This is a genomic window from Kitasatospora sp. SolWspMP-SS2h, assembly GCF_003259315.1.
GTDB classification, from domain to species: domain Bacteria; phylum Actinomycetota; class Actinomycetes; order Streptomycetales; family Streptomycetaceae; genus Kitasatospora; species Kitasatospora fiedleri.
In genome coordinates this window covers 1-19,127 of sequence record NZ_QLLT01000046.1, presented here as the reverse complement: position 1 = coordinate 19,127, position 19,127 = coordinate 1, and the positions used below count along the sequence as shown (strand labels likewise).

The window sequence follows — 19,127 nt, the reverse complement described above, 5'->3', positions numbered from 1 at the left end:
ACCACACTAACGGCTCCGGCTGGCGCGATCCTCCCCGGCGGGTGTGAAGAGACGGTGCAGCGGGTAGCGCGTCCGGTCGCCGCGGGGGGCCGGGAACGCGAAAGCGCCCCACCTGACCGGTGAGGCGCCGACACGGGCCGGGACGGGCCCGGGTGTCCGGGTGCCCGGACGTGCTGCGGGAGTCAGACCGCGCTCTTCTTGAGGCGGCGGCGCTCGCGCTCGGAGAGGCCCCCCCAGATGCCGAACCGCTCGTCGTTGGCGAGGGCGTACTCCAGGCACTCGGCCCGGACCTCGCACGCCAGGCAGACCTTCTTGGCCTCCCGGGTGGAGCCGCCCTTCTCGGGGAAGAAGGACTCCGGGTCGGTCTGGGCGCACAACGCGCGCTCCTGCCAGCCGAGTTCCTCTTCGTCTTCCTCGATGCCCTCACCGATCAACAGCTCAAAGAGCTCGCTCATTCTGGCGCGCCTCCTCTGCCCCTCTTGGCGTCCCCGTGGTGTTGCCGTTGCCGGTGCGGCGGAACGACACGAGAGAAATTACAGTTGCGTCACTCTGGCCCAGTCAAGCCGAGCTCTGGTATTGGGCCGAGGATTCACTCCCCGGAACCAAGCCACTACGAATAGTGTACATATCCGGACAACCCGGACATCACGCCTGGTTCCTGACCAGCCATCAGGCCGCACGCCGCTCCCGACCGGGACGGTCCGGGGCGATCTCAGGGCGTCCCTTCCCGGAGCCTTTAGCTTCGAAACCTTAATGGGCGCTTATCACCCCATCCGGTGGTTCAGGGCTGATGTGACCCGAATGTCCGTCAGCCCGCCTTGACACTGGAGGGTCGCTTGCGGTGTGCTTGCCCGCATGTCAGAGTTCCCGGCCACCTCCACCGACCGGCGCCGCCAGGCGCTCCTCGGTGCTGCCGCGAACTCCTCGTGTTGTCGCCGCTGTCTCCGCTGTATCTAGGCGCTCGCGTCCCACCGCGCGCCGCCCCGGAACAGAGGCCGACCGCGCGACAGTCCCCCTTGAACGTCCTCGCGGCCCCGGCTGATCCCCATTCCGCAGCCGAACCCGAGGACGTCACCGTGCGAATGCCCCGACTCCGCAAGCGCAACCGCGACCGCGGGCGTTTTCCCGCGCCCGCCGCACCCACTGCGCCCGCCAACCCCTCCCCCGCCGCCCCCGCCGCGCCCCGCTGGGCCGACGGCCTGAGCGACGTGTCCATCGCGGGCGACCCGCTGGCCTTCCCGCACCTGGCCCGCACCGACCTGCCCGCGCACCCCACCACGCTCGGCGGCTACGCCCGGCTGGTGCGCGAGATCGCCGCCGACCGGGCCCGCTGGGAGCCGCTGGTCCGCTACGACGCGCTGACCCGCTGGTACGCCCGGCTGGAGACCGGCCCCGGCTACGAGGTGTGGCTGCTCAGCTGGCTGCCCGGCCAGTCCAGCGGCTTCCACGACCACGGCCGCTCCTCCGGCGTGATGACCGTCGTCCGGGGCGAACTCTCCGAGCGCTCGTTGACGGCCGGCGGCGAGGGCTCGCGCGCCCTGGCCCCCGGCGGCCTGCGGGTGTTCTCCACCGGCTACCTGCACGAGATGGTCAACGCCTCGCTGGAGCCCGCGGTCTCCGTCCACCTCTACACGCCCGGCCTGGTCGAGATGAACCAGTACCCGGCCGCCGCCGCGGAGCAGGCCGCCGCGCACCAGGAGCGTCACCGGGTGCACTGACGCGCTGGCAGGATGAGGCCATGCGAATCACTGCGTTGGCGGGTGGGATCGGCGGGGCCAGGTTCCTGCGCGGACTGCGGGCGGCCCTGACCCCCGAGGACCGGATCACCGTGATCGGGAACACCGGGGACGACATCCACCTCTACGGCCTGAAGGTCTGCCCCGACCTGGACACCGTGATGTACACCCTCGGCGGCGGCATCCACGAGGGACAGGGCTGGGGCCGCACCGACGAGACCTGGTCGATCAAGGAGGAGATGAAGGCGTACGGCGTCGGGCCCGAGTGGTTCGGGCTCGGCGACCGGGACTTCGCCACCCACATCGTCCGGACCCGGATGCTGGCCGCCGGGTACCCGCTGTCCGCCGTCACCGAGGCGCTGTGCGACCGCTGGCAGCCCGGCGTGCGGCTGCTGCCGATGAGCGACGACCGGGTCGAGACCCACGTCCGGATCACCGACGCGGAGGGGCCGCGGGTGGTGCACTTCCAGGAGTACTGGGTCCGGCTGCACGCCGCCGTCGCCGCCGAGGCGATCGTCCCGGTCGGCGCCGAGAGCGCGAAGCCCGCGCCCGGCGTGCTGGAGGCGATCGCCGAGGCCGACCTGGTGCTGCTGCCGCCGTCCAACCCGGTGGTCTCGATCGGCACCATCCTGGCCGTCCCCGGCATCCGCGAGGCGGTCGCCGGCGCGAGCGCCCCCGTGGTCGGCCTCTCCCCCATCGTCGGCGGCGCGCCGGTGCGCGGCATGGCCGACAAGGTGCTCGCCGCCGTCGGCGTGCGGACCACCGCGGCGGCCGTCGCCCGGCACTACGGCGCGCGCCGCGACGGCGGGCTGCTGGACGGCTGGCTGGTGGACACCTCCGACGCCGCCGCCGTGGACGAGGTGGCGACCGCCGGGATCGCCTGCCGGGCCGTGCCGCTGCTGATGAGCTCGGTCGAGGCCACCGCCGAGATGGCGCGCGCCGCGCTGGCGCTGGCCGCCGAGGTCGCCGAGGTCGCCGGGGCCACCGGGGCCGCCGGGGCCACCGGGGCCGCCGAATGAGCGGGGGCGTCGGCGGCGAGGGGCTGCGGGTGCTGCCGGTCGCCGGGCTGCCGGAGATCGCGGCGGGCGACGACCTCGCCGAACTGATCGCCAAGGCGGGCCGGTTCGAGGACGGCGACGTCGTGGTGGTCACCTCCAAGGTGGTCTCCAAGGCCGAGGGCAGGCTGGTGCGCGCCGACGACCGGGAGGCCGCGATCGACGCCGAGACCGTCCGGGTGGTGGCCCGGCGCGGCCCGGCCCGGATCGTCGAGAACCGCAACGGCCTGGTGATGGCCGCGGCCGGTGTCGACACGTCCAACACCGCGCCCGGGACGGTCCTGCTGCTGCCGGTCGACCCGGACGGCTCGGCCCGCCGGCTGCGCGCCCGGCTCCAGGAGCTGACCGGGCGGCGGCTGGCCGTGCTGGTCACCGACACCTTCGGCCGGCCCTGGCGCAACGGGCTCACCGACGTCGCGATCGGCGCCGCCGGGCTGCCCGTGCTGGAGGACCACCGCGGCCGGGTCGACAGCCACGGCAACGAGCTGCGGCTGACCGTCACCGCCACCGCCGACGAACTCGCCGCCGCCGCCGACCTGGTCAAGGGCAAGGCCACCGGCACCCCGGTGGCGATCGTCCGCGGCCTGGACGGCCTGGTCACCGCGGCGGACGGGGAGGGCACCCGCCCGCTGATCCGCCCCGCCGAGCAGGACATGTTCCGCCTCGGCACCTCGGAGGCCGTCCGCGCGGCGGTCACCCTCCGGCGGACGGTGCGCGCCTTCACCGACGAGCCGGTCGACGGCGGCGCGGTGCGCCGGGCCGTGGCCGCCGCGGTCACCGCCCCCGCCCCGCACCACACCACGCCCTGGCGGTTCGTCCTGCTCGAATCGGCGGACGCCCGCACCCGGCTGCTGGACGCCATGCTCGACGCCTGGCGGCGCGACCTGCGGGAGCTCGACGGCTGGAGCGAGGAGCGCGTCGCGCGGCGCACCGCGCGCGGCGAAGTGCTGCGCGGCGCACCGTACGTGGTCGTCCCGTGCCTGGTGACGGACGGCTCCCACGACTACCCGGACGAGCGGCGGGCCGCCGCCGAGCGGGAGATGTTCGTGGTGGCGGCCGGCGCGGCCGTCCAGAACCTGCTGGTCGCCCTGGCCGGCGAGGGGTACGGCTCGGCCTGGGTGTCCTCCACGATGTTCTGCCGCGACACCGTCCGCGGCGCGCTCGACCTCCCGGCGGGCTGGGACCCGATGGGCGCGGTCGCGGTCGGCCGGGCGGCGGAGGCCCCGAGGGAGCGTCAGGAGCGGGACCCGGAGGCGTTCCTGACCGTGCGCTAGCCGGGCCCCGGCCGCCTCCCCCGGACAGCCGCCCTACCGCCGGCGGTGGTCGTTGGGGGCCAGCCGGGGGCCGTACTTCGGGGGGCGGGCGCCGGTGAGCGGGAGGATGCGGCACAGGCGGTGGCGGTGCGGGCGGTAGGGCTCCAGCAGGGCGAGCATCTGGGCGTCGTCGCTGCGGGGGCGGCCGGCCAGCGCCCAGCCGACGGTGTGCGGGAGGTGGAAGTCGCCGACCGAGACCGCGTCGGCGTCGCCGTTGCTGCGCTGGAGCGTCTCGGCGGCGGTCCACGGGCCGACGCCGGGGACGGCGGTGAGCCGGGCGAAGGCGTCCGCCGGGGGCATCGCCGCGGCCTGTTCGAGGCGGGCGGCGAGGCGGGCGGCGCGCAGCACGGTGGCCGAGCGCTTGGGGTCGACCCCGGCCCGGTGCCAGGCCCAGCTGGGGACGAGGGTCCAGTCGCGGGCCGAGGGGACGGTCCGCATGCCGAGGTCGGCGGCGGGGCCGGGGGCCGGGGTGCCGTGGTCGTGCAGCAGGGTGCGCCAGGCGCGGTAGGCCTCCACGGTGGTGACCCGCTGCTCCAGGATCGCCGGGACGAGCGACTCCATGACCAGACCGGTGCGGGTCAACCGGAGCCCGGGGCAGGAGCGTTGGGCCTCGCGCAGCGGCCCGGGCGGGAGGGCGAGCCCGGCCGGGTCGTCCTCGGCGCCGAGCAGGGCGGGGAGCTGTTCGAGCAGCCAGCCGCCGCCGGGGCCCCAGCCGGTGGCGTCGACGCCGTCGGCGCGCTGGAGGACGCGCAGGGTGCCGGGCCCGTCCGGGGTGCGGGAGGCGCGCCAGACGGCGCCGTCGGGGGTGCGCCGGAAGGCCGGGTCGCCGGTGCCGCGCTGGAGCGGGAAGAGGGTGCGGCCGAGGTCGAGGGGGTAGCCGGGCCGCCACTTCCGGGTCTGGGCGGGCATCGGTACGTCCTCGGGGTCGGCTGCGGGGCAGGGGCGAGCGTAACGCGACGCGGCGGTCCGACGGGCCGGACACCCTCCCGTCCGGCGGGGGGCAGGACGTAGGCTGGGGCGCACCATGACTGCGCCTTTCGCTGCCGACGCCCGCACCCCCGCCGAGCTGCTGCAGGCCTTCCTGCGCCCGGGGTCCGCTGCCGACCCGTCCCGCCCGTTGGTGACCTTCTACGACGACTCGACCGGGGAACGGGTGGAGCTGTCGGCGAAGACCTTCGACAACTGGGTGGCGAAGACGGCCAACCTGTTGCAGGACGAGTTGAACGCCTCGCCGGACGACCGGGCGGCGCTGCTGCTGCCGGCGCACTGGCAGAGCGCGGTGTGGCTGCTGGCGTGCTGGTCGGTGGGCGTGGTGGCGGTGCCGCGGGGCGAGCCGAAGGACGCCGAGCTGGTGGTCTCCGGGCCGGACGGGCTGGCGGCGGCGCAGGAGTGCCCGGGCGAGCGGGTGGCGCTGGCACTGCGCCCGCTGGGCGGGCGGTTCCCGCAGCGGCCGGACGGGTTCCTGGACTACGCGGCGGAGGTGCCCGGGCAGGGCGACCGGTTCGCCCCCTACTCGCCGGTGGACCCGCAGGCGGTGGCGCTGGAGACGGTGGTGGACGGACTGCCGCTGAAACTGACCGGCGAGCAGGCCGTGGCGCTGGCCCGGGAGGGCGCGGCCCGGCTGGGCCTGGACAGCGGCAGCCGGGTGCTGTCCACGCTGTCGTTCGACGACTGGACGGGCCTGGAGGCGGGCCTGCTGGCGCCGCTGGCGGCGGGCGCGTCGGTCGTCCTGTGCCGCAACTCCGAGCGGTTGACGGAGGACCAGTGGCAGAGCCGGATCGACTCCGAACGGGTGACTCTGCGCCTCGGGTGAGGTCCCCGGCCCGCCGGGGCGGGTAGTCCTGGGGCGATGGCAGTGGAGTGCGGCGACGGCGCGCTCCGCCCGGCGGAACCGGCCGGACGGGGCGCGCCGCCGCCGTTTTCCACCCTTTCGCCGGGTGACGGGCATCACAGCGTGGACGGTTCGGCGGCCGGGCTCGTCTAGGGTGTCCGGGATGAACAGCGGACACCGGAACCGGGGCGACTCGGCGGACTCGACCCCGCCCGGCGTCGACCCCGCCGACCAGTGGGTGCTCGACCCGGCGACCGGCGAGTTCCGGCTCGACCTGGACGCGGGCCGACCGGCCGGCGCCGAACGCGGCGGTGCGGTGGGAGGCGGCGGTGCGGCCCGCCCGGCGGGCGCCCGCCGGAGCGCGGCGGCGGGCGGCGGCGCGGCGGCCCGTGGCGGCCCGGCGACCGGCAGCGCGGCGGCTGGTGGCGGCGAACGCGGCGGCGCGACGGCCGGTGGCGCGACGGCGGTGCCCGGCGGGCGGGCGGCCCGGCGCAAGGGCCGCTCCTCGCGCGGGCGGCGGGTCCTGAAGTGGACCGCGGGCTCGCTGGGCCTGGTGCTGGTCGCGGGCTGCGGCGGCGCGTACTACGTCTACCAGCACTTCAACGGCAACATCTCCTCGGTGAAGGTCCAGGTCGGCGAGGAGTCGGAGCGCCCGCAGGCGACCGACGCGCTGAACATCCTGGTGATCGGCACCGACAGCCGGGCCGGCCTCGGCCGGGAGTACGGCGACGAGGGCTCGGCCGGGCACGCGGACACCACGCTGCTGTTCCACATCTCCAAGGACCGCTCGAACGCGACGGTGCTGTCCATCCCGCGCGACCTGATGGTCTCCGTCCCGGACTGCAAGGCGGGCGACAGGAGCATCCCCGGCGAGGCCCGGGCGATGTTCAACACCAGCCTGGGCCAGGACGGCCGCGACCCCGGCTGCACCTGGAAGACCGTCGAGAAGCTGACCGGCGTCCGGATCAACCACTTCATGATGGTCAACTTCGAGGCGGTGAAGACGCTTTCGACCGCCGTCGGCGGGGTCGAGGTGTGCGCCTCGACCGACATCGACGACCCGTACTCGCACCTGAAGATGACCGCGGGCCGGCACGTGGTGCAGGGCGAGGAGGCGCTGGCCTTCGTCCGCACCCGGCACGCGGTGGGGCTGGGCGGCGACCTGACCCGCATCCCGCTGCAGCAGCAGTTCATCTCCTCGATGATCCGCAAGATGAAGAGCAGCGACACCCTGACCAACCCCGGCAAGCTGTGGGACCTGGCCGACGCCGCCACCAAGGCGCTGACCGTCGACGACGGGATCGGCAGCGTCAACAAGCTGAAGGACCTGGCGCTCGACATCTCCCGGGTCGACACCAGGAACATCACCTTCACCACGGTGCCGGTGCTCGACGACCCGACGGACAGCAACCGGCTGGTCCTCAAGCCGAACGACGCCCAGCAGCTGTTCGCCATGATCGCCGCGGACCGCTCGCTGACCGACGTCCCGCAGCAGAGCGCCGCCCCCGAGCCGGCCGCCCCGGCCTCCTCCTCCGCCCCCGCCGCGCCCGGGGTCGACGCGGCGGGCGTCAAGGTCACCGTCCGCAACGGCAGCGGCACCGCCGGCCAGGCGAGCAAGGCCGCCGCCGCGCTCCAGTCCAAGGGCTTCGAGCTGGCCGTCGCGGGCAGCAACGCGGACGCGGCGGCGAGCAGCGCGGTCAGCTACCCGGCCGGGCACGAGGACGAGGCCCGGGCAGTGGCCGCGGCCCTCGGACTGCCCGAGGCGGCGGTGCAGCCCGGTAGCCGGCTCGGCGCGAAGGACGGCGTCGTCGTGGTGCTCGGCAAGGACTTCACCGGCGCGGGCGGCGCGGCGTCGGCGGCGCCGACCGAGGCGCCCAAGGACATCCAGCGGGTGCAGGCGGACGACACCAACGTCTGCGCCGCGAAGGCGAAGTGACGCGCGGTCGGGGGGGGACGGCGGGCCCGGGGCCGCCGCGGGTGCCGGGGCCTGGGCGTTCCGCTGCGGGTTCCCGTTCGCACCGGCCCCCGGCGGCCCGGGCCCTCCGGTGGCGTCCGGCGCGCGGCGGCACCGGCCCGCCGTTCCCCGGTCTCCGGGCGGGGCCGGGTGGCGGGGCGCTACGCGTCCGGGGCGAGGGTGTCGGGGGCGGTCTCGGTGTAGGTCTCGCCGGTGCGCGGGCAGCGCCAGCGGCCGGGGCCGTCGGGGGTGAGCGGTTCGCCGGCCCGGCCGACCCATTTGATCCGGCGGGCGGGGACGCCGGCCACCAGGGCGAAGTCGGGGACGTCGCGGTGGACCACGGCTCCGGCGGCGACCAGGGCCCAGCGGCCGACGGTGACGCCGGCGACCAGGACGGCGCGTCCGCCGACCGAGCAGCCCTCGCGGAGGGTGACGCCGCGGGCGTGCCAGTCCTCGCCGCGCTTGAGCCGGCCGTCGGGGTCGACGGAGCGCGGGTAGAGGTCGTTGGTGAGGACGGCGGCGGGGCCGACGAAGACGCCGTCCTCCAGCACCGCGGGCTCGTACACCAGGGCGTGGTTCTGCAGTTTGACCCGGTCGCCGAGCTTCACGCCGGGGCCGACGTACGCGCCGCGGCCGATGATGCACTCGGCGCCGATCTCGGCGTCCTCGCGGACCTGGGCGAGGTGCCAGACGGTGCTGCCGGGGCCGATCACGGCGCGCGGGTCGACGTCGGCGGTGGCCTCGATCCGGGGGGCGCTGCTCGTCATGGCGCGACCCTAGCGCGGGCGGACGGCCCCCGTCCGGTGTTCCGGGGACCGTCCGGCGCGGGGCGTCACGGGCCCGGGGTGGTGACCGGGTCGATCGGGGCGGGCGGGGTGGAGGCGATCACCCGGCGGGCCAGCTTGCGCGGGGAGGTGAGGAAGCCGAAGCCCCAGCTCATGTGCATGGTGGCGAGGGCGAACGGGTGGAGCAGGCGGGCCTTGAACGGCATCCGGGGGCCGCGCAGGCAGCCGTAGGCGATCACCGCGAGGTAGCCGACCGGGAGGGCCAGGAACGCCGGGTGCAGCGCGATGCCGAGCAGCAGGCCGGCCAGCACGCCGAGCAGGGCGGCCGGCGGGGCCAGGTAGCGCAGGTTGACCGAGCCGCGGTGGTAGCGGGTGACCACCCGGCGCCAGCGGCCGTAGTCCCGGTACTGCTTGGCCAGGGCGCGCATGGTCGGCCGGGGCCGGTAGGTGACCCGCAGCTGGGGGGTGAACCAGACCAGGCCGCCGGACTGCCGGATGCGGTAGTTGAGCTCCCAGTCCTGGGCGCGGACGAACTCCTCGTTGTAGCCGCCCTGCCGCTCCAGCACCGCGCGGCGGAACACCCCGAGGTAGACGGTGTCGGCCGGGCCGGCCAGGCCGCCGGTGTGGAAGGCCGCGTTGCCGACGCCGACCTTGGAGGTCATCGCGGCGGCGACGGCGTGCTCCCAGTCGGTCTCGCCCTCGGCGTGCATGACGCCGCCGACGTTGGCGGCGTCCATCTCGTCGAGCAGCCGGACGGCGGTGGCGATGTAACCCGGCGTCAGCAGGCCGTGGCCGTCCACCCGGACGACCACCGGGTGGCGGCTGGCCCGGATCGCCGCGTTCAGGCCCGCCGGGGTGCGGCCGGTGGGGTTGGGGACGGTGCGCACCCGCGGGTCGGCCGCGGCGAGTTCGGCGGCGATCTCGTCGGTCCGGTCCCCGGACGGGCCCAGCGCGATCACCACCTCCAGCTCACCGCCGTACTCCTGTTCCAGGATGCGGCGGACGGCGGTGCGCAGGTGACGTTCCTCGTTGAGCACCGGCATGATCACGGAGACCGCCGGCAGCTCCTCAGCAGCCTTGGTGTTCATCGTGCCCGAGCGTACCGGCGCGGCCCCGTGCCTGTCAGACGGGGTCCTCCCCCGTCCGGCGCGCCGTCCGGGCGCACCCGTCCGACCCGCCTAGCATGCGGAAGATGCCCCACCAGCGCCCGCCCGTCCCGCTGCCCGCACCGACCGGGGGGCGGCGGTCCGGGCGCCGGAGACGGGGGCGCTGGGCGGCGGGCGCCCTCTCCTTCGCGGTGCTGGCCACCTCGTGCGGCGGGTGGGCGGTGCTGAACGGCGTCGGCTCCTCGCTGGACCGGGTGGACGCGATCGGCGGCGGCCCGGACCGGCCCTCGGACGACGGCGCCGCGACCTTCCTGGTGGTGGGGACCGACGAGCGCGCGGGCATCCCGGAGTCCACCCTCAAGGACGTGCTGCACGCGGGCGGCGAGTCCTGCCACTGCACCGACACCATGATGGTGGTGCAGCTGTCCGCGGACGGCGGCCGGGCCACCGTGGTCTCCGTCCCGCGCGACTCCTACGTGGACATCCCGGCGCACCAGGACCCCGCCACCGGCCGGCAGGTGGCCGCCTCCAAGGGCAAGATCAACGCGGCGTACGGGATGGGCGGGGCGCCGCTGGCGGTGCGCACCGTCGAGCAGAACACCGGGCTGCGGATCGACCACTACGTCGAGGTGAACTTCCTCGCCTTCGTCTCCACCGTGGACGCCCTGGGCGGCGTCGAGGTGTGCACCGCCAAGCCGCTGCGGGACGACTACTCGGGGCTGGACCTGCCGGCCGGCACCACCCGGCTGGACGGCGCGGGGGCGCTGCGCTACGTCCGGGCCCGGCACGTGGACGGCTCCGCCGACCTGGGGCGGATGCGCCGCCAGCAGGAGTTCCTGGCGCAGTTGCTGCACCGGGCCGCCGGGGGCGCCCTGCTCGACCCGGCGAAGCTCTCCGGGGTGCTGGAGACCGTGCTGCGCTCGGTGAAGGTCGACAAGGGGCTGGGCAACACCGAACTGCTGGACTTCGCGGGCCGGTTGAAGGACCTGTCGGCCTCGAACGCGGACTTCGCCACGGTGCCGCTGTCCGAGGTGGACCACCAGGTGCCGGGCTGGGGCTCCACCGTGCTGTGGGACGAGAAGGGCGCGGCGGCGCTGTTCGAGGCGGTCCGGGCCGGGCGGCCGCTGACCGGGGCCGCCGCCTCCGCCGCCCCGGCCGCCGCGCCCGCCGCGCCCGCCGCCGTCCCGCCGCCGGTGGCGGCGGCGGGTGCCCCGCCGGCTGCCGGAACGGTTCCGCCGGAGCAGGTCCGGGTGCAGGTGCTCAACGGGACGGGCGTCCAGGGGCTGGGCTCCCGGGTGGACGCCGAGCTGCGCCGGGCGGGCTTCGCCACCACCGGCACGCCGTCCAACGCCCCCGGCGGCGGGTCGGCCGCCCCCCGGACGGTGATCCGCTACGACCCGCGCTGGGACGAGTCGGTGAAGACCCTGGCCGCCGCGCTGCCCGACGCCGAACTCGTCCCCGTCCCGAACCTGGGGCCGACCTTCCAGGTGGTCGCGGGCAGCGCGTACCGCGCCCCGGCGGACCCGGCCGCCTCTGCCGCCCCGGCCACCGCAGCGGCCGCCGCCGCCGAGCAGCCCGGCCCCACGGCGGCGGCAGCGACGGCGACCGCGACGGCGGCGGTGGCCGGGGCGGCGAGCGGCAGCGCGATCAGCTGCCCGTCCTGAGCCGACCGGCCGGAGCGCGCCGCCGCCCGCCCCCGGGGAGCCGGGGGCGGGCGGCGGCGGTGTGCCGGGGTCAGTCCGAGGCGATGGCGGCCAGCACGTTCATCCGGGCGGCGCGGAAGGCCGGGACGAGGGCGGCGACCAGGCCGATGACCACCGAGCCGACCAGGACGAAGGCCACGGTGCCGACCGGGACCGTCAGGGTGGTCAGGCCCTGGTCGGCCAGGACGGAGCGGGCGGTGACGCCCCAGGAGAGGCCGAGCGCGGTGCCGAGGACGGCGCCGAACAGGGCGATGACCACGGATTCGAGCCGGACCACCCGGCGCAGCTGGCGGCGGGAGAGCCCGATGGCGCGCAGCAGGCCGATCTCCCGGGTGCGCTCGATCACCGACAGGGCCAGGGTGTTGACCACGCCGAGCACGGCGACCACAATCGTCAGGCCGAGCAGGCCGTAGACCATGTACAGCAGTTGGTCGACCTGGGACCTGATCATGTCCTTGTAGCCGGCCTGGTCCTTGACCGTCAGCTGCGGGTAGGACTCCAGCGACTTCTGCAGGCCGGCCAGCACCGCGCCCTTGTCGGCCCCGGCCGCGGCCCCGGCGAACACCGCGGAGTCCGCGGGCAGCCGGCCGTCCAGCGCGGCGGAGACGGTGGGGATGCCGGTGAAGAAGTTCCCGTCGAAGAGCTGGTTGCCGGTCTTCAGGACGGCGGCGACCGGGAGGGCCTGGGTGCGGCCCTCGCCGTAGTCGACGGTGATCGTGTCGCCCGGGCTCAGGTGGTGCGCGTCGGCGAACTCCTGGTCGACCGAGAGGCCGCCGGTGAAGACGCCCTCGGCGCTGCCGGCCGCGAGCGGCATCCGGAAGTCCCGGGTGAAGCTCGGGTCGGCGGCGATCAGGACCGTCTCGGTGCGGGTGCCGTCGGGGGTGGTGAGGTCCGCCGGGACGGCCTTCTGCCGGGTGACGTGGTCGATGCCCGCGGTGCGGCCGACCGCGTCGACCATGGCCGGGGTGAGGCCGGAGCGGCCGCCGTCCACGATGTAGTCGGCGCCGACGGACCTGTCGATCTGGGCGGTGGCCGAACTGACCATGGAGGAGGTGACCACGGAGGCGCCGATCACCACGGCCAGGCCGATCATCAGGGCGGCGGCGGTGGAGCCGGTGCGCCGCGGGTTGCGCATCACGTTCCGCTGGGCGAGGCGGCCGGCCGGGCCGAACAGGGCGGGCAGCGCGCCGCCGAGCAGCCGGAGCAGGCCGGAGACCAGCAGCGGGCCGAGCACCACGGCGCCGATCAGGGTGGCGAGCACGCCGAGGCCGATCAGCAGCCCGCCGGTGGCGCCGGTGGCGGAGGCGGCGGCCACCAGGGCGGCGGCGCCGAGCAGCGTGACCAGGGCGCCGACCGCGGTCCGGACCCGGGCGGCCCGGGGCTCGGCCGGGGCGGCGTGGTCGAGCAGCGCGGCCATCGGGGTGATCCGGGAGGCGCGGCGGGCCGGGACGAACGCCGCGAACAGCGTCACCAGCACGCCGACCGCGTAGGACGCGGCGGGCACCGTCCAGGTGACCTCCAGCGCGCCGGCGTCCAGGTTCATCCCGGCGGCCTTCATCAGCCGGATCAGGCCGAGCGCCAGGCCGAGGCCGGCGCCGATGCCGAGGGTGGAGCCGAGCACGCCGAGGATCAGGCCCTCGGTCAGCACCGAGCGGTTGACCTGGGAGCGGCTGCCGCCGATGGCGCGCAGCAGGCCGATCTCCCTGGTCCGCTGGGTGACCAGCATGGAGAAGGTGTTGACGATCAGGAAGCCGCCGACGCCGGCCGCCAGGACGGCGAAGCCGAGCATCGCGTACTTCATGAAGTCGAGGAAGGAGCCGACGTCCGCCGCGTTCTCCGCCCGCTGCTCGGCGGCGGTCCTGGCCTGGAAGCCGCTGCCGAGGTCGGCCAGCGCGGCGGCCTTCAGCTGGTCGTCGCTGCGGCTGCCGTCGCCGAACACCTCGACGGAGGTGTACGCCTCGGTGCCGAGCAGGACCTGCTGGGCGGTGGGCGTGTCCAGGAAGGCGAGGGCGGCGCCGGGGTTGGTGGTGCGGAAGGTGGCGATGCCGGAGACGGTGAAGTCGTGGTCGCCGCGGTCGGAGACGATCCGCAGCCGGGAGCCGAGGCCGAGGCCGGACTTCCGGGCGGTGTCGGCGTCCAGCACGAGCTGGTCGGGGCCCTGCGGGACGTGGCCCGAGGTGACGTCGACCGAGTTGCGCGGGGTGTCCGTCCAGTTGCCGGTGAGGGTGGGGGCGCCAGTGGTCGGGCCGACGACCTTGTGGGTGGCCGGGTCGACCAGGGTGGCGGTGGAGGTCATGACCTGGCCGAGGGCGGCCTTGACGCCGGGCTCGGCGGCGATCTTCGCCCGGGTCTCGACCGGGACGGTGGGGATCGCGGCGGGGCCGCCGCGCTCGGCCATCTTGTCCTCCGCCCGGGAGACCGAGAGGTCGGAGGCGGTGGAGGCGAACAGCCGGTCGAAGGTGCCGGTGGCGGTGTGGTAGAAGACCAGGGTGCCGGCCACGAAGGCGACCGAGAGCACCACGGCGAGCAGGGAGAGCACCAGGCGCCACTTGTGGGCGAAGAAGCTCCGCAGCGAGGTCTTGAGCAGCATGTCGTCCGGCCCCGGCTCAGCTGGTCCGCTTGCCGTCGAAACGGCGCATGCGGGTCAGGACGGTGTCGGCGGTGGGGTTGTGCATCTCGTCGACGATCCGGCCGTCGGCGAGGAACAGCACCCGGTCCGCGTGGCCGGCGGCGACCGGGTCGTGCGTCACCATCACGATGGTCTGGCCGAGTTCGTCGACCGAGCGGCGCAGGAAGCCGAGCACCTCGGCGCCGGAGCGGGAGTCCAGGTTGCCCGTGGGCTCGTCGCCGAAGATGATCTCGGGGCGGGCGGCCAGCGCGCGGGCCACCGCGACGCGCTGCTGCTGGCCGCCGGAGAGCTGGCCGGGGCGGTGCTTGAGCCGGCCGGACAGGCCGACGGTGTCGATCACCTGCTCCAGCCAGGCCCGGTCGGGCTTGCGTCCCGCGATGTCCATCGGCAGCGTGATGTTCTCCACCGCGTTCAGCGTGGGGAGCAGGTTGAACGCCTGGAAGACGAAGCCGATCTTGTCCCGGCGGAGCTTGGTCAGCTGCCTGTCCTTCAGCCCGGTGATCTCGGTGTCGCCGATCCAGATCCGCCCCTCGGAGACGGCGTCCAGCCCGGCCAGGCAGTGCATCAGCGTGGACTTGCCGGACCCCGAGGGGCCCATGATCGCGGTGAAGCGACCGCGCTGGATGTCCACGTCGACCGCGTCCAGCGCCGTCACCCGGGTCTCCCCCGCGCCGTACGCCTTGGTGACCTGCCGGGCCCGGGCGGCCGTGGCGGCCTGCTCCGGCAGGTGTGAGAGTTGAGCGGCGTTCGCTGCCGTGGTCACTGAATGCTCCTCGTTCTGGGGTCCACCCGTCGTCCCCCAGCCTTCCGGTCGCCGCACCGGTCGCGGAATCCAGCAGGCATCCGTCTTCGGGGTGGGGCCAGCCCTACCTCCGGAGGTGGGGCTGGGGGGTGGGTCCACGCTAGGAGCCGGGGGCGGGGCCGGTCGTCCTCCACCGGGCTGAGCCCCGTCCCGGGAAAGCGTCCGGGGCCCGGGCCCTCTCCCCTAGGGGGTGCCGCGGTGCGGTCTGAGGGTCCGGGCCCCGGGCGGGGGCGGCGCGTTGACGGGGGGGGGTCAGCCGGCGGCGGCGAACTCCACCCGGGGGGCGAGCGCGGCGGAGAAGGCGTCCACCACCGGGGTCAGCAGCGTCTCGGTCTCGCGCTCCAGCTCGGTGCCGCCGTCCTCGCGCACCCCGATGTGCCGGTCCAGCACGAACCAGCCCTGGGTGATGTGCCCGGCGCCCATCGAGTTCAGCACCGGCCGCAGCGCGTAGTCCACCGCCAGCACGTGCGCGGTGGAGCCGCCGGTAGCCAGCGGCAGCACCGTCTTGCCGCGCAGCGCGTACTGCGGCAGCAGGTCGAGCAGGGCCTTCAGCAGGCCCGAGTAGGCGGCCTTGTAGACCGGGGTGCCGACCACCACGCCGTCGGCCTGCTCGAACAGCTCGACGGCCCGGGCTATCGCCGGGTCCGAGGTGTCCGCGGCGAGCAGCGCGGCGGCGGGCAGCGCGCGGACGTCCAGGGCGCGCACCCGGTGGCCGTGCGAGGTGAGCCGGCGGTCGACGTGGCGCAGCAGCCGGGTGGTGCGGGAGGTCGCGGACGGGGAGCCGGAGACGGACAGGATCACGGCCATGGAGTCACCTCGGGGCGTACGGCCGCGGGCGGGGCGCGGCCGGAGAAGGGGGGAGGAGGGGCGGCGGGGGCGCGGGTCGCCTGGGGTGAGTGCGCGCGGCGGGAGCGTCAGCCGCGACACAGCGAGCAGGACACCCGACCGTGGTCGACGTGCCGCCGACGGGTGAGGACCTGAAGCTGCTCCATGCCGTCATGCAAACACGCCCGGTTTCGGCGGGTCAAGGCCGTGCCCGCCTGGTGAACACGGCCCGGAACGGTCCGCGCCCTGCATCAAAACGGCCACAACGGGGCCCGCGGGGGCTCCTCGACCACTGCGCGGCCCCCGGTTCGGGCATCCTTCCCCCATGAACACGTGGCAGGAGCGCCCGGGGGGCGGCGCACACGGGCAGGGCGACGCGGCGCGGGGCCGGAGCGGACCGGCGGGCGAGCCGCCGCTGCCGCCGGAGCTGAATCCGCGCGGCGCGGGCGTCCCGCTCTCCCGCCCCGCCCAGCAGGACCGTCCGAGCACCGGCCGCCCGCCGGGCCCGGGCCGGTACCCCGACGAGGGGCGGCAGCCGTACGGCGGGCAGCAGGCCCACGGCGGGCAGCCGCCGTACGGCGGTGACCGGCCCCCGTACGGGCAGCAGCCGCCCGGCCCCGGCACGGACCGGCCCGGCGGGGCCGCGCCCGGGGCCCGGCCGCGCCGCTCGCGCAAGCGGGTGGTCGGCTACTCGGTGCTGGGCCTGGTCCTCGCCCTGCTGGTCACCATGATCGGCACCTACTTCTGGGCGGACGGCAAGCTGCACCACGAGAACGTGCTGGCCGACTACCCGGGCCGGCCGGCGGCCGGCAAGGGCACCAACTGGCTGATCGTCGGCTCGGACAGCCGGGCCGGCCTGACCGACGCCGACGAGCAGGACCTGCACACCGGCTCCGCCGAGGGCAAGCGCAGCGACTCGATGATGATCCTGCACATCGGGGACAACGGGAACACCCTGATGTCGATCCCGCGCGACTCCTGGGTGCAGATCCCGGCCCACCAGGACACCTCCGGCAGCGGCAAGACCGTCCCGGCCGCCACCCGCAAGATCAACGCGGCCTTCGCGGCGGGCGGCGGGCGGCTGCTGGTGCAGACCGTCGAGACCAGCATGGACCTGCGGATCGACCACTACGCGGAGATCGGCTTCGCCGGGTTCGTCGGCCTGGTGGACGCCGTCGGCGGCGTGGAGATGACCATCGACCGGCCGGTCAAGGACAAGGACTCCGGCCTCGACCTCCAGGCTGGCACCCAGACCCTGGACGGGAAGCAGGCCCTGGCCTTCGTCCGGCAGCGCCACCAGATGGCCGACCAGGACCTCGGCCGGATGCGCAACCAGCAGAAGTTCCTCGGCGCCCTCGCCAAGCAGGCCGCCTCGCCGACCACCCTGCTCAACCCGTTCACCTTCTACCCGCTGGTCTCGGCCGGGCTGGACACCGTGATCGTGGACGACGACGCCGGGCTGAGCGACCTCGGCTCGATGTTCCTCGCCATGAAGGGCGTCACCGGCGGCGACGGCAGGACGATCACCGTCCCGATCGGCAACGCCGACTACCGCACCCCCACCGGCGAGTCCGCGGTGAAGTGGGACGCGGCGAAGTCCAAGGCGGTCTTCGACGCGATGAGGAACGACACCCCCGTCCCCGACACCAAGTGACCGCCCGCTGAGCGGGAGCGCCCCGGGGCGGCGTCCGGAATTCGCACGGCGAATCCGAACTGCCGCCGCGGGGCGCGTCGTCGGCGGCGCGCCGGGTCGGCCGGCGGGACAATGTCCGCCATGTCGCTGGTGACCTCCCTCATCTACCGCCGCCGAAGCCGGCTGGTCGGCCGCCTGGTCCAGGAGGCCCTGGCCCTGTACGGGGTGGAGGTCCCGGCCGCCGCCGAGATCGGCCCCGGCCTGGTGGTCTTCCACCGCGGCTTCGGCACCGTCCTGCACCCGTACACCACGCTGGGCGCGAACGTCACGCTCTACAACGGCGTCACCATCGGCCGGGCCGACCCGTGGGTCCCGCAGGAGCTCTCCGCGATGCGGCGGGTGGTGCTGGAGGACGGCGTGGTGGTCTGCGCCGGCGCGAAGATCGTCTGCAAGAGCGGCACCCTGACCGTCGGGGCCGACACCGTCGTCGGCGCCAACGCCGTCCTCACCCGCTCGACCGGGCCCGGGGAGATCTGGGCCGGCGCCCCGGCCCGGAAGGTCGGCGAGCGGCAGCGGGTGCACGAGCAGGCCGGCGCGGACCCGCGGTCCTGAGGCCGCCGGTCCGCGCCGGGCGGAACCCTCCGGTCAGGGGAGGTTGCGGGCCATGACGATGCGCTGGACCTGGTTGGTGCCCTCGTAGATCTGGGTGATCTTCGCGTCCCGCATCATCCGCTCCACCGGGTAGTCCCGGGTGTACCCGTACCCCCCCAGCAGCTGCACCGCGTCCACCGTGATCTCCATCGCCGCGTCCGACGCGTAGCACTTGGCCGCCGCCCCGAAGAACGTCAGGTCGCCGTCCGAGCGCTGGGACTTGGCCGCCGCCGCGTAGGTGAGCTGCCGGGCCGCCTCCAGCTTCATCGCCATGTCGGCCAGCATGAACTGCACGCCCTGGAAGTCGCCGATCGGCTTGCCGAACTGCCGCCGCTCCTTCACGTAGCCCTTGGCGTAGTCCAGCGCGCCCTGCGCGATGCCCAGCGCCTGCGCCGCGATGGTGACCCGGGTGTGGTCCAGCGTGCGCATCGCCGTGGCGAAGCCCGTGCCCTCCGCGCCGATCATCCGCTCCGCCGGGATGCGCACGTCGTCGAAGTACACCTCACGCGTCGGCGAGCCCTTGATCCCCAGCTTCTTCTCCGGCGCCCCGAACGAGACGCCCGCGTCGCCCTTCTCCACCACGAACGCCGAGATCCCCTTGGAACGCTTCTCCGGATCGGTCACCGCCATCACCGTGTAGAACTCCGACACCCCCGCGTTGGTGATCCACCGCTTCACCCCGTTCAGCACCCAGAAGTCCCCGTCGCGCACCGCCCGCGTCCGCATCCCCGCCGCGTCCGAACCCGCCTCCGGCTCCGAGAGGCAGTACGAGAACATCCCCTCGCCGCGCGCCAGCGCCCCCAGGTACTTCGCCTTCAACTCCCGCGACCCCGACAGCTGCACCGGCAGCGACCCCAGCTTGTTCACCGCCGGGATCAACGACGACGACGCGCACACCCGCGCCACCTCCTCGATCACCAGCACCGTCGCCAACGCGTCCGCCCCCGCACCACCGAACTCCTCCGGCACGTGCACCGCGTGCAGCTCCGCCGCCCGCAACGCGTCCAACGCCTCCTGCGGGAAACGCCCCTCCTCGTCCACCGCCGCCGCGAACGGAGCGATCTTCGCCTCCGCCAGCGCACGCACCGACTCCCGGAGCATCAC

At 75.1% G+C, this 19,127-nt stretch carries 16 protein-coding genes; 8 read left to right on the top strand and 8 right to left on the bottom strand.

Annotated features, from left to right (window positions below; all coding sequences use genetic code 11):
• Positions 1 to 182 precede the first annotated feature (182 nt).
• A complete protein-coding gene (locus tag K353_RS32640) occupies positions 183 to 455 on the bottom strand; it encodes a WhiB family transcriptional regulator (protein WP_014136066.1) in 273 nt (90 codons plus the stop codon).
• 621 nt (positions 456 to 1,076) lie between these two features.
• On the opposite strand from K353_RS32640, the gene K353_RS32630 reads away from it, so the two are divergent.
• The 3 genes from K353_RS32630 to K353_RS32620 are packed head-to-tail and all read left to right on the top strand — an operon-like array spanning position 1,077 to position 4,065.
• The gene (locus K353_RS32630) at positions 1,077 to 1,718 is read left to right on the top strand and encodes a cysteine dioxygenase family protein (RefSeq protein ID WP_370447696.1); all 642 of its coding nucleotides are present in this window, start codon (positions 1,077 to 1,079) and stop codon (positions 1,716 to 1,718) included.
• A 20-nt stretch (positions 1,719 to 1,738) separates the two neighbouring features.
• Positions 1,739 to 2,755, top strand: a complete 1,017-nt coding sequence (gene cofD, locus K353_RS32625; RefSeq protein ID WP_111557099.1) for a 2-phospho-L-lactate transferase — start codon at positions 1,739 to 1,741, stop codon at positions 2,753 to 2,755.
• Positions 2,752 to 4,065, top strand: a complete 1,314-nt coding sequence (locus K353_RS32620; RefSeq protein WP_111557098.1) for a coenzyme F420-0:L-glutamate ligase — start codon at positions 2,752 to 2,754, stop codon at positions 4,063 to 4,065. Before cofD ends, K353_RS32620 begins: the two co-directional genes overlap by 4 nt.
• 33 nt (positions 4,066 to 4,098) lie before the next feature.
• On the opposite strand, the gene K353_RS32615 is transcribed toward K353_RS32620, so the two are convergent.
• Positions 4,099 to 5,013, bottom strand: a complete 915-nt coding sequence (locus K353_RS32615; protein WP_111557097.1) for a DNA-3-methyladenine glycosylase — start codon at positions 5,011 to 5,013, stop codon at positions 4,099 to 4,101.
• 115 nt (positions 5,014 to 5,128) lie between these two features.
• Between K353_RS32615 and K353_RS32610 the strand changes: the two genes are divergently transcribed.
• Together K353_RS32610 and K353_RS32605 are read left to right on the top strand one after the other, a co-directional pair.
• Positions 5,129 to 5,917, top strand: a complete 789-nt coding sequence (locus K353_RS32610; protein WP_111557096.1) for a TIGR03089 family protein — start codon at positions 5,129 to 5,131, stop codon at positions 5,915 to 5,917.
• A 181-nt stretch (positions 5,918 to 6,098) separates the two neighbouring features.
• Entirely contained in the window at positions 6,099 to 7,871 is a 1,773-nt protein-coding gene (locus tag K353_RS32605) for an LCP family protein (protein ID WP_111557095.1), read from the top strand.
• A gap of 179 nt (positions 7,872 to 8,050) precedes the next feature.
• Here the strand turns inward: K353_RS32605 and K353_RS32600 are convergent, their stop codons facing one another.
• Positions 8,051 to 8,656 (bottom strand): acyltransferase, encoded by a 606-nt coding sequence (locus K353_RS32600; protein ID WP_111557094.1) that lies wholly within the window; start codon positions 8,654 to 8,656, stop codon positions 8,051 to 8,053.
• Between the two features lie 65 nt (positions 8,657 to 8,721).
• Entirely contained in the window at positions 8,722 to 9,762 is a 1,041-nt protein-coding gene (locus tag K353_RS32595; protein ID WP_111557093.1) for a glycosyltransferase family 2 protein, read from the bottom strand.
• A gap of 104 nt (positions 9,763 to 9,866) precedes the next feature.
• On the opposite strand from K353_RS32595, the gene K353_RS32590 reads away from it, so the two are divergent.
• Positions 9,867 to 11,444, top strand: a complete 1,578-nt coding sequence (locus K353_RS32590; RefSeq protein WP_111557092.1) for an LCP family protein — start codon at positions 9,867 to 9,869, stop codon at positions 11,442 to 11,444.
• Positions 11,445 to 11,514: 70 nt separating this feature from the next.
• On the opposite strand, the gene K353_RS32585 is transcribed toward K353_RS32590, so the two are convergent.
• The 3 genes from K353_RS32585 to ssuE form a co-directional block, all read right to left on the bottom strand.
• The gene (locus K353_RS32585; protein ID WP_111557091.1) at positions 11,515 to 14,073 is read right to left on the bottom strand and encodes an ABC transporter permease; all 2,559 of its coding nucleotides are present in this window, start codon (positions 14,071 to 14,073) and stop codon (positions 11,515 to 11,517) included.
• A gap of 16 nt (positions 14,074 to 14,089) precedes the next feature.
• Positions 14,090 to 14,875, bottom strand: a complete 786-nt coding sequence (locus tag K353_RS32580) for an ABC transporter ATP-binding protein (protein WP_199528317.1) — start codon at positions 14,873 to 14,875, stop codon at positions 14,090 to 14,092.
• Positions 14,876 to 15,166: 291 nt separating this feature from the next.
• Positions 15,167 to 15,721, bottom strand: coding sequence for an NADPH-dependent FMN reductase (ssuE, locus tag K353_RS32575; RefSeq protein ID WP_111557090.1), 555 nt, complete (start codon positions 15,719 to 15,721; stop codon positions 15,167 to 15,169).
• 343 nt (positions 15,722 to 16,064) lie between these two features.
• On the opposite strand from ssuE, the gene K353_RS32570 reads away from it, so the two are divergent.
• Both K353_RS32570 and K353_RS32565 read left to right on the top strand, forming a co-directional pair.
• The gene (locus K353_RS32570; RefSeq protein WP_111557089.1) at positions 16,065 to 17,393 is read left to right on the top strand and encodes an LCP family protein; all 1,329 of its coding nucleotides are present in this window, start codon (positions 16,065 to 16,067) and stop codon (positions 17,391 to 17,393) included.
• Between the two features lie 120 nt (positions 17,394 to 17,513).
• Positions 17,514 to 17,984 carry a serine O-acetyltransferase gene (locus K353_RS32565; RefSeq protein WP_111557088.1) on the top strand — a complete coding sequence of 157 codons (471 nt, stop codon included), beginning with the start codon at positions 17,514 to 17,516 and terminating at the stop codon, positions 17,982 to 17,984.
• Positions 17,985 to 18,017: 33 nt separating this feature from the next.
• Here the strand turns inward: K353_RS32565 and K353_RS32560 are convergent, their stop codons facing one another.
• Positions 18,018 to 19,124 (bottom strand): acyl-CoA dehydrogenase family protein, encoded by a 1,107-nt coding sequence (locus tag K353_RS32560; protein ID WP_233533981.1) that lies wholly within the window; start codon positions 19,122 to 19,124, stop codon positions 18,018 to 18,020.
• Positions 19,125 to 19,127: the final 3 nt, after the last annotated feature.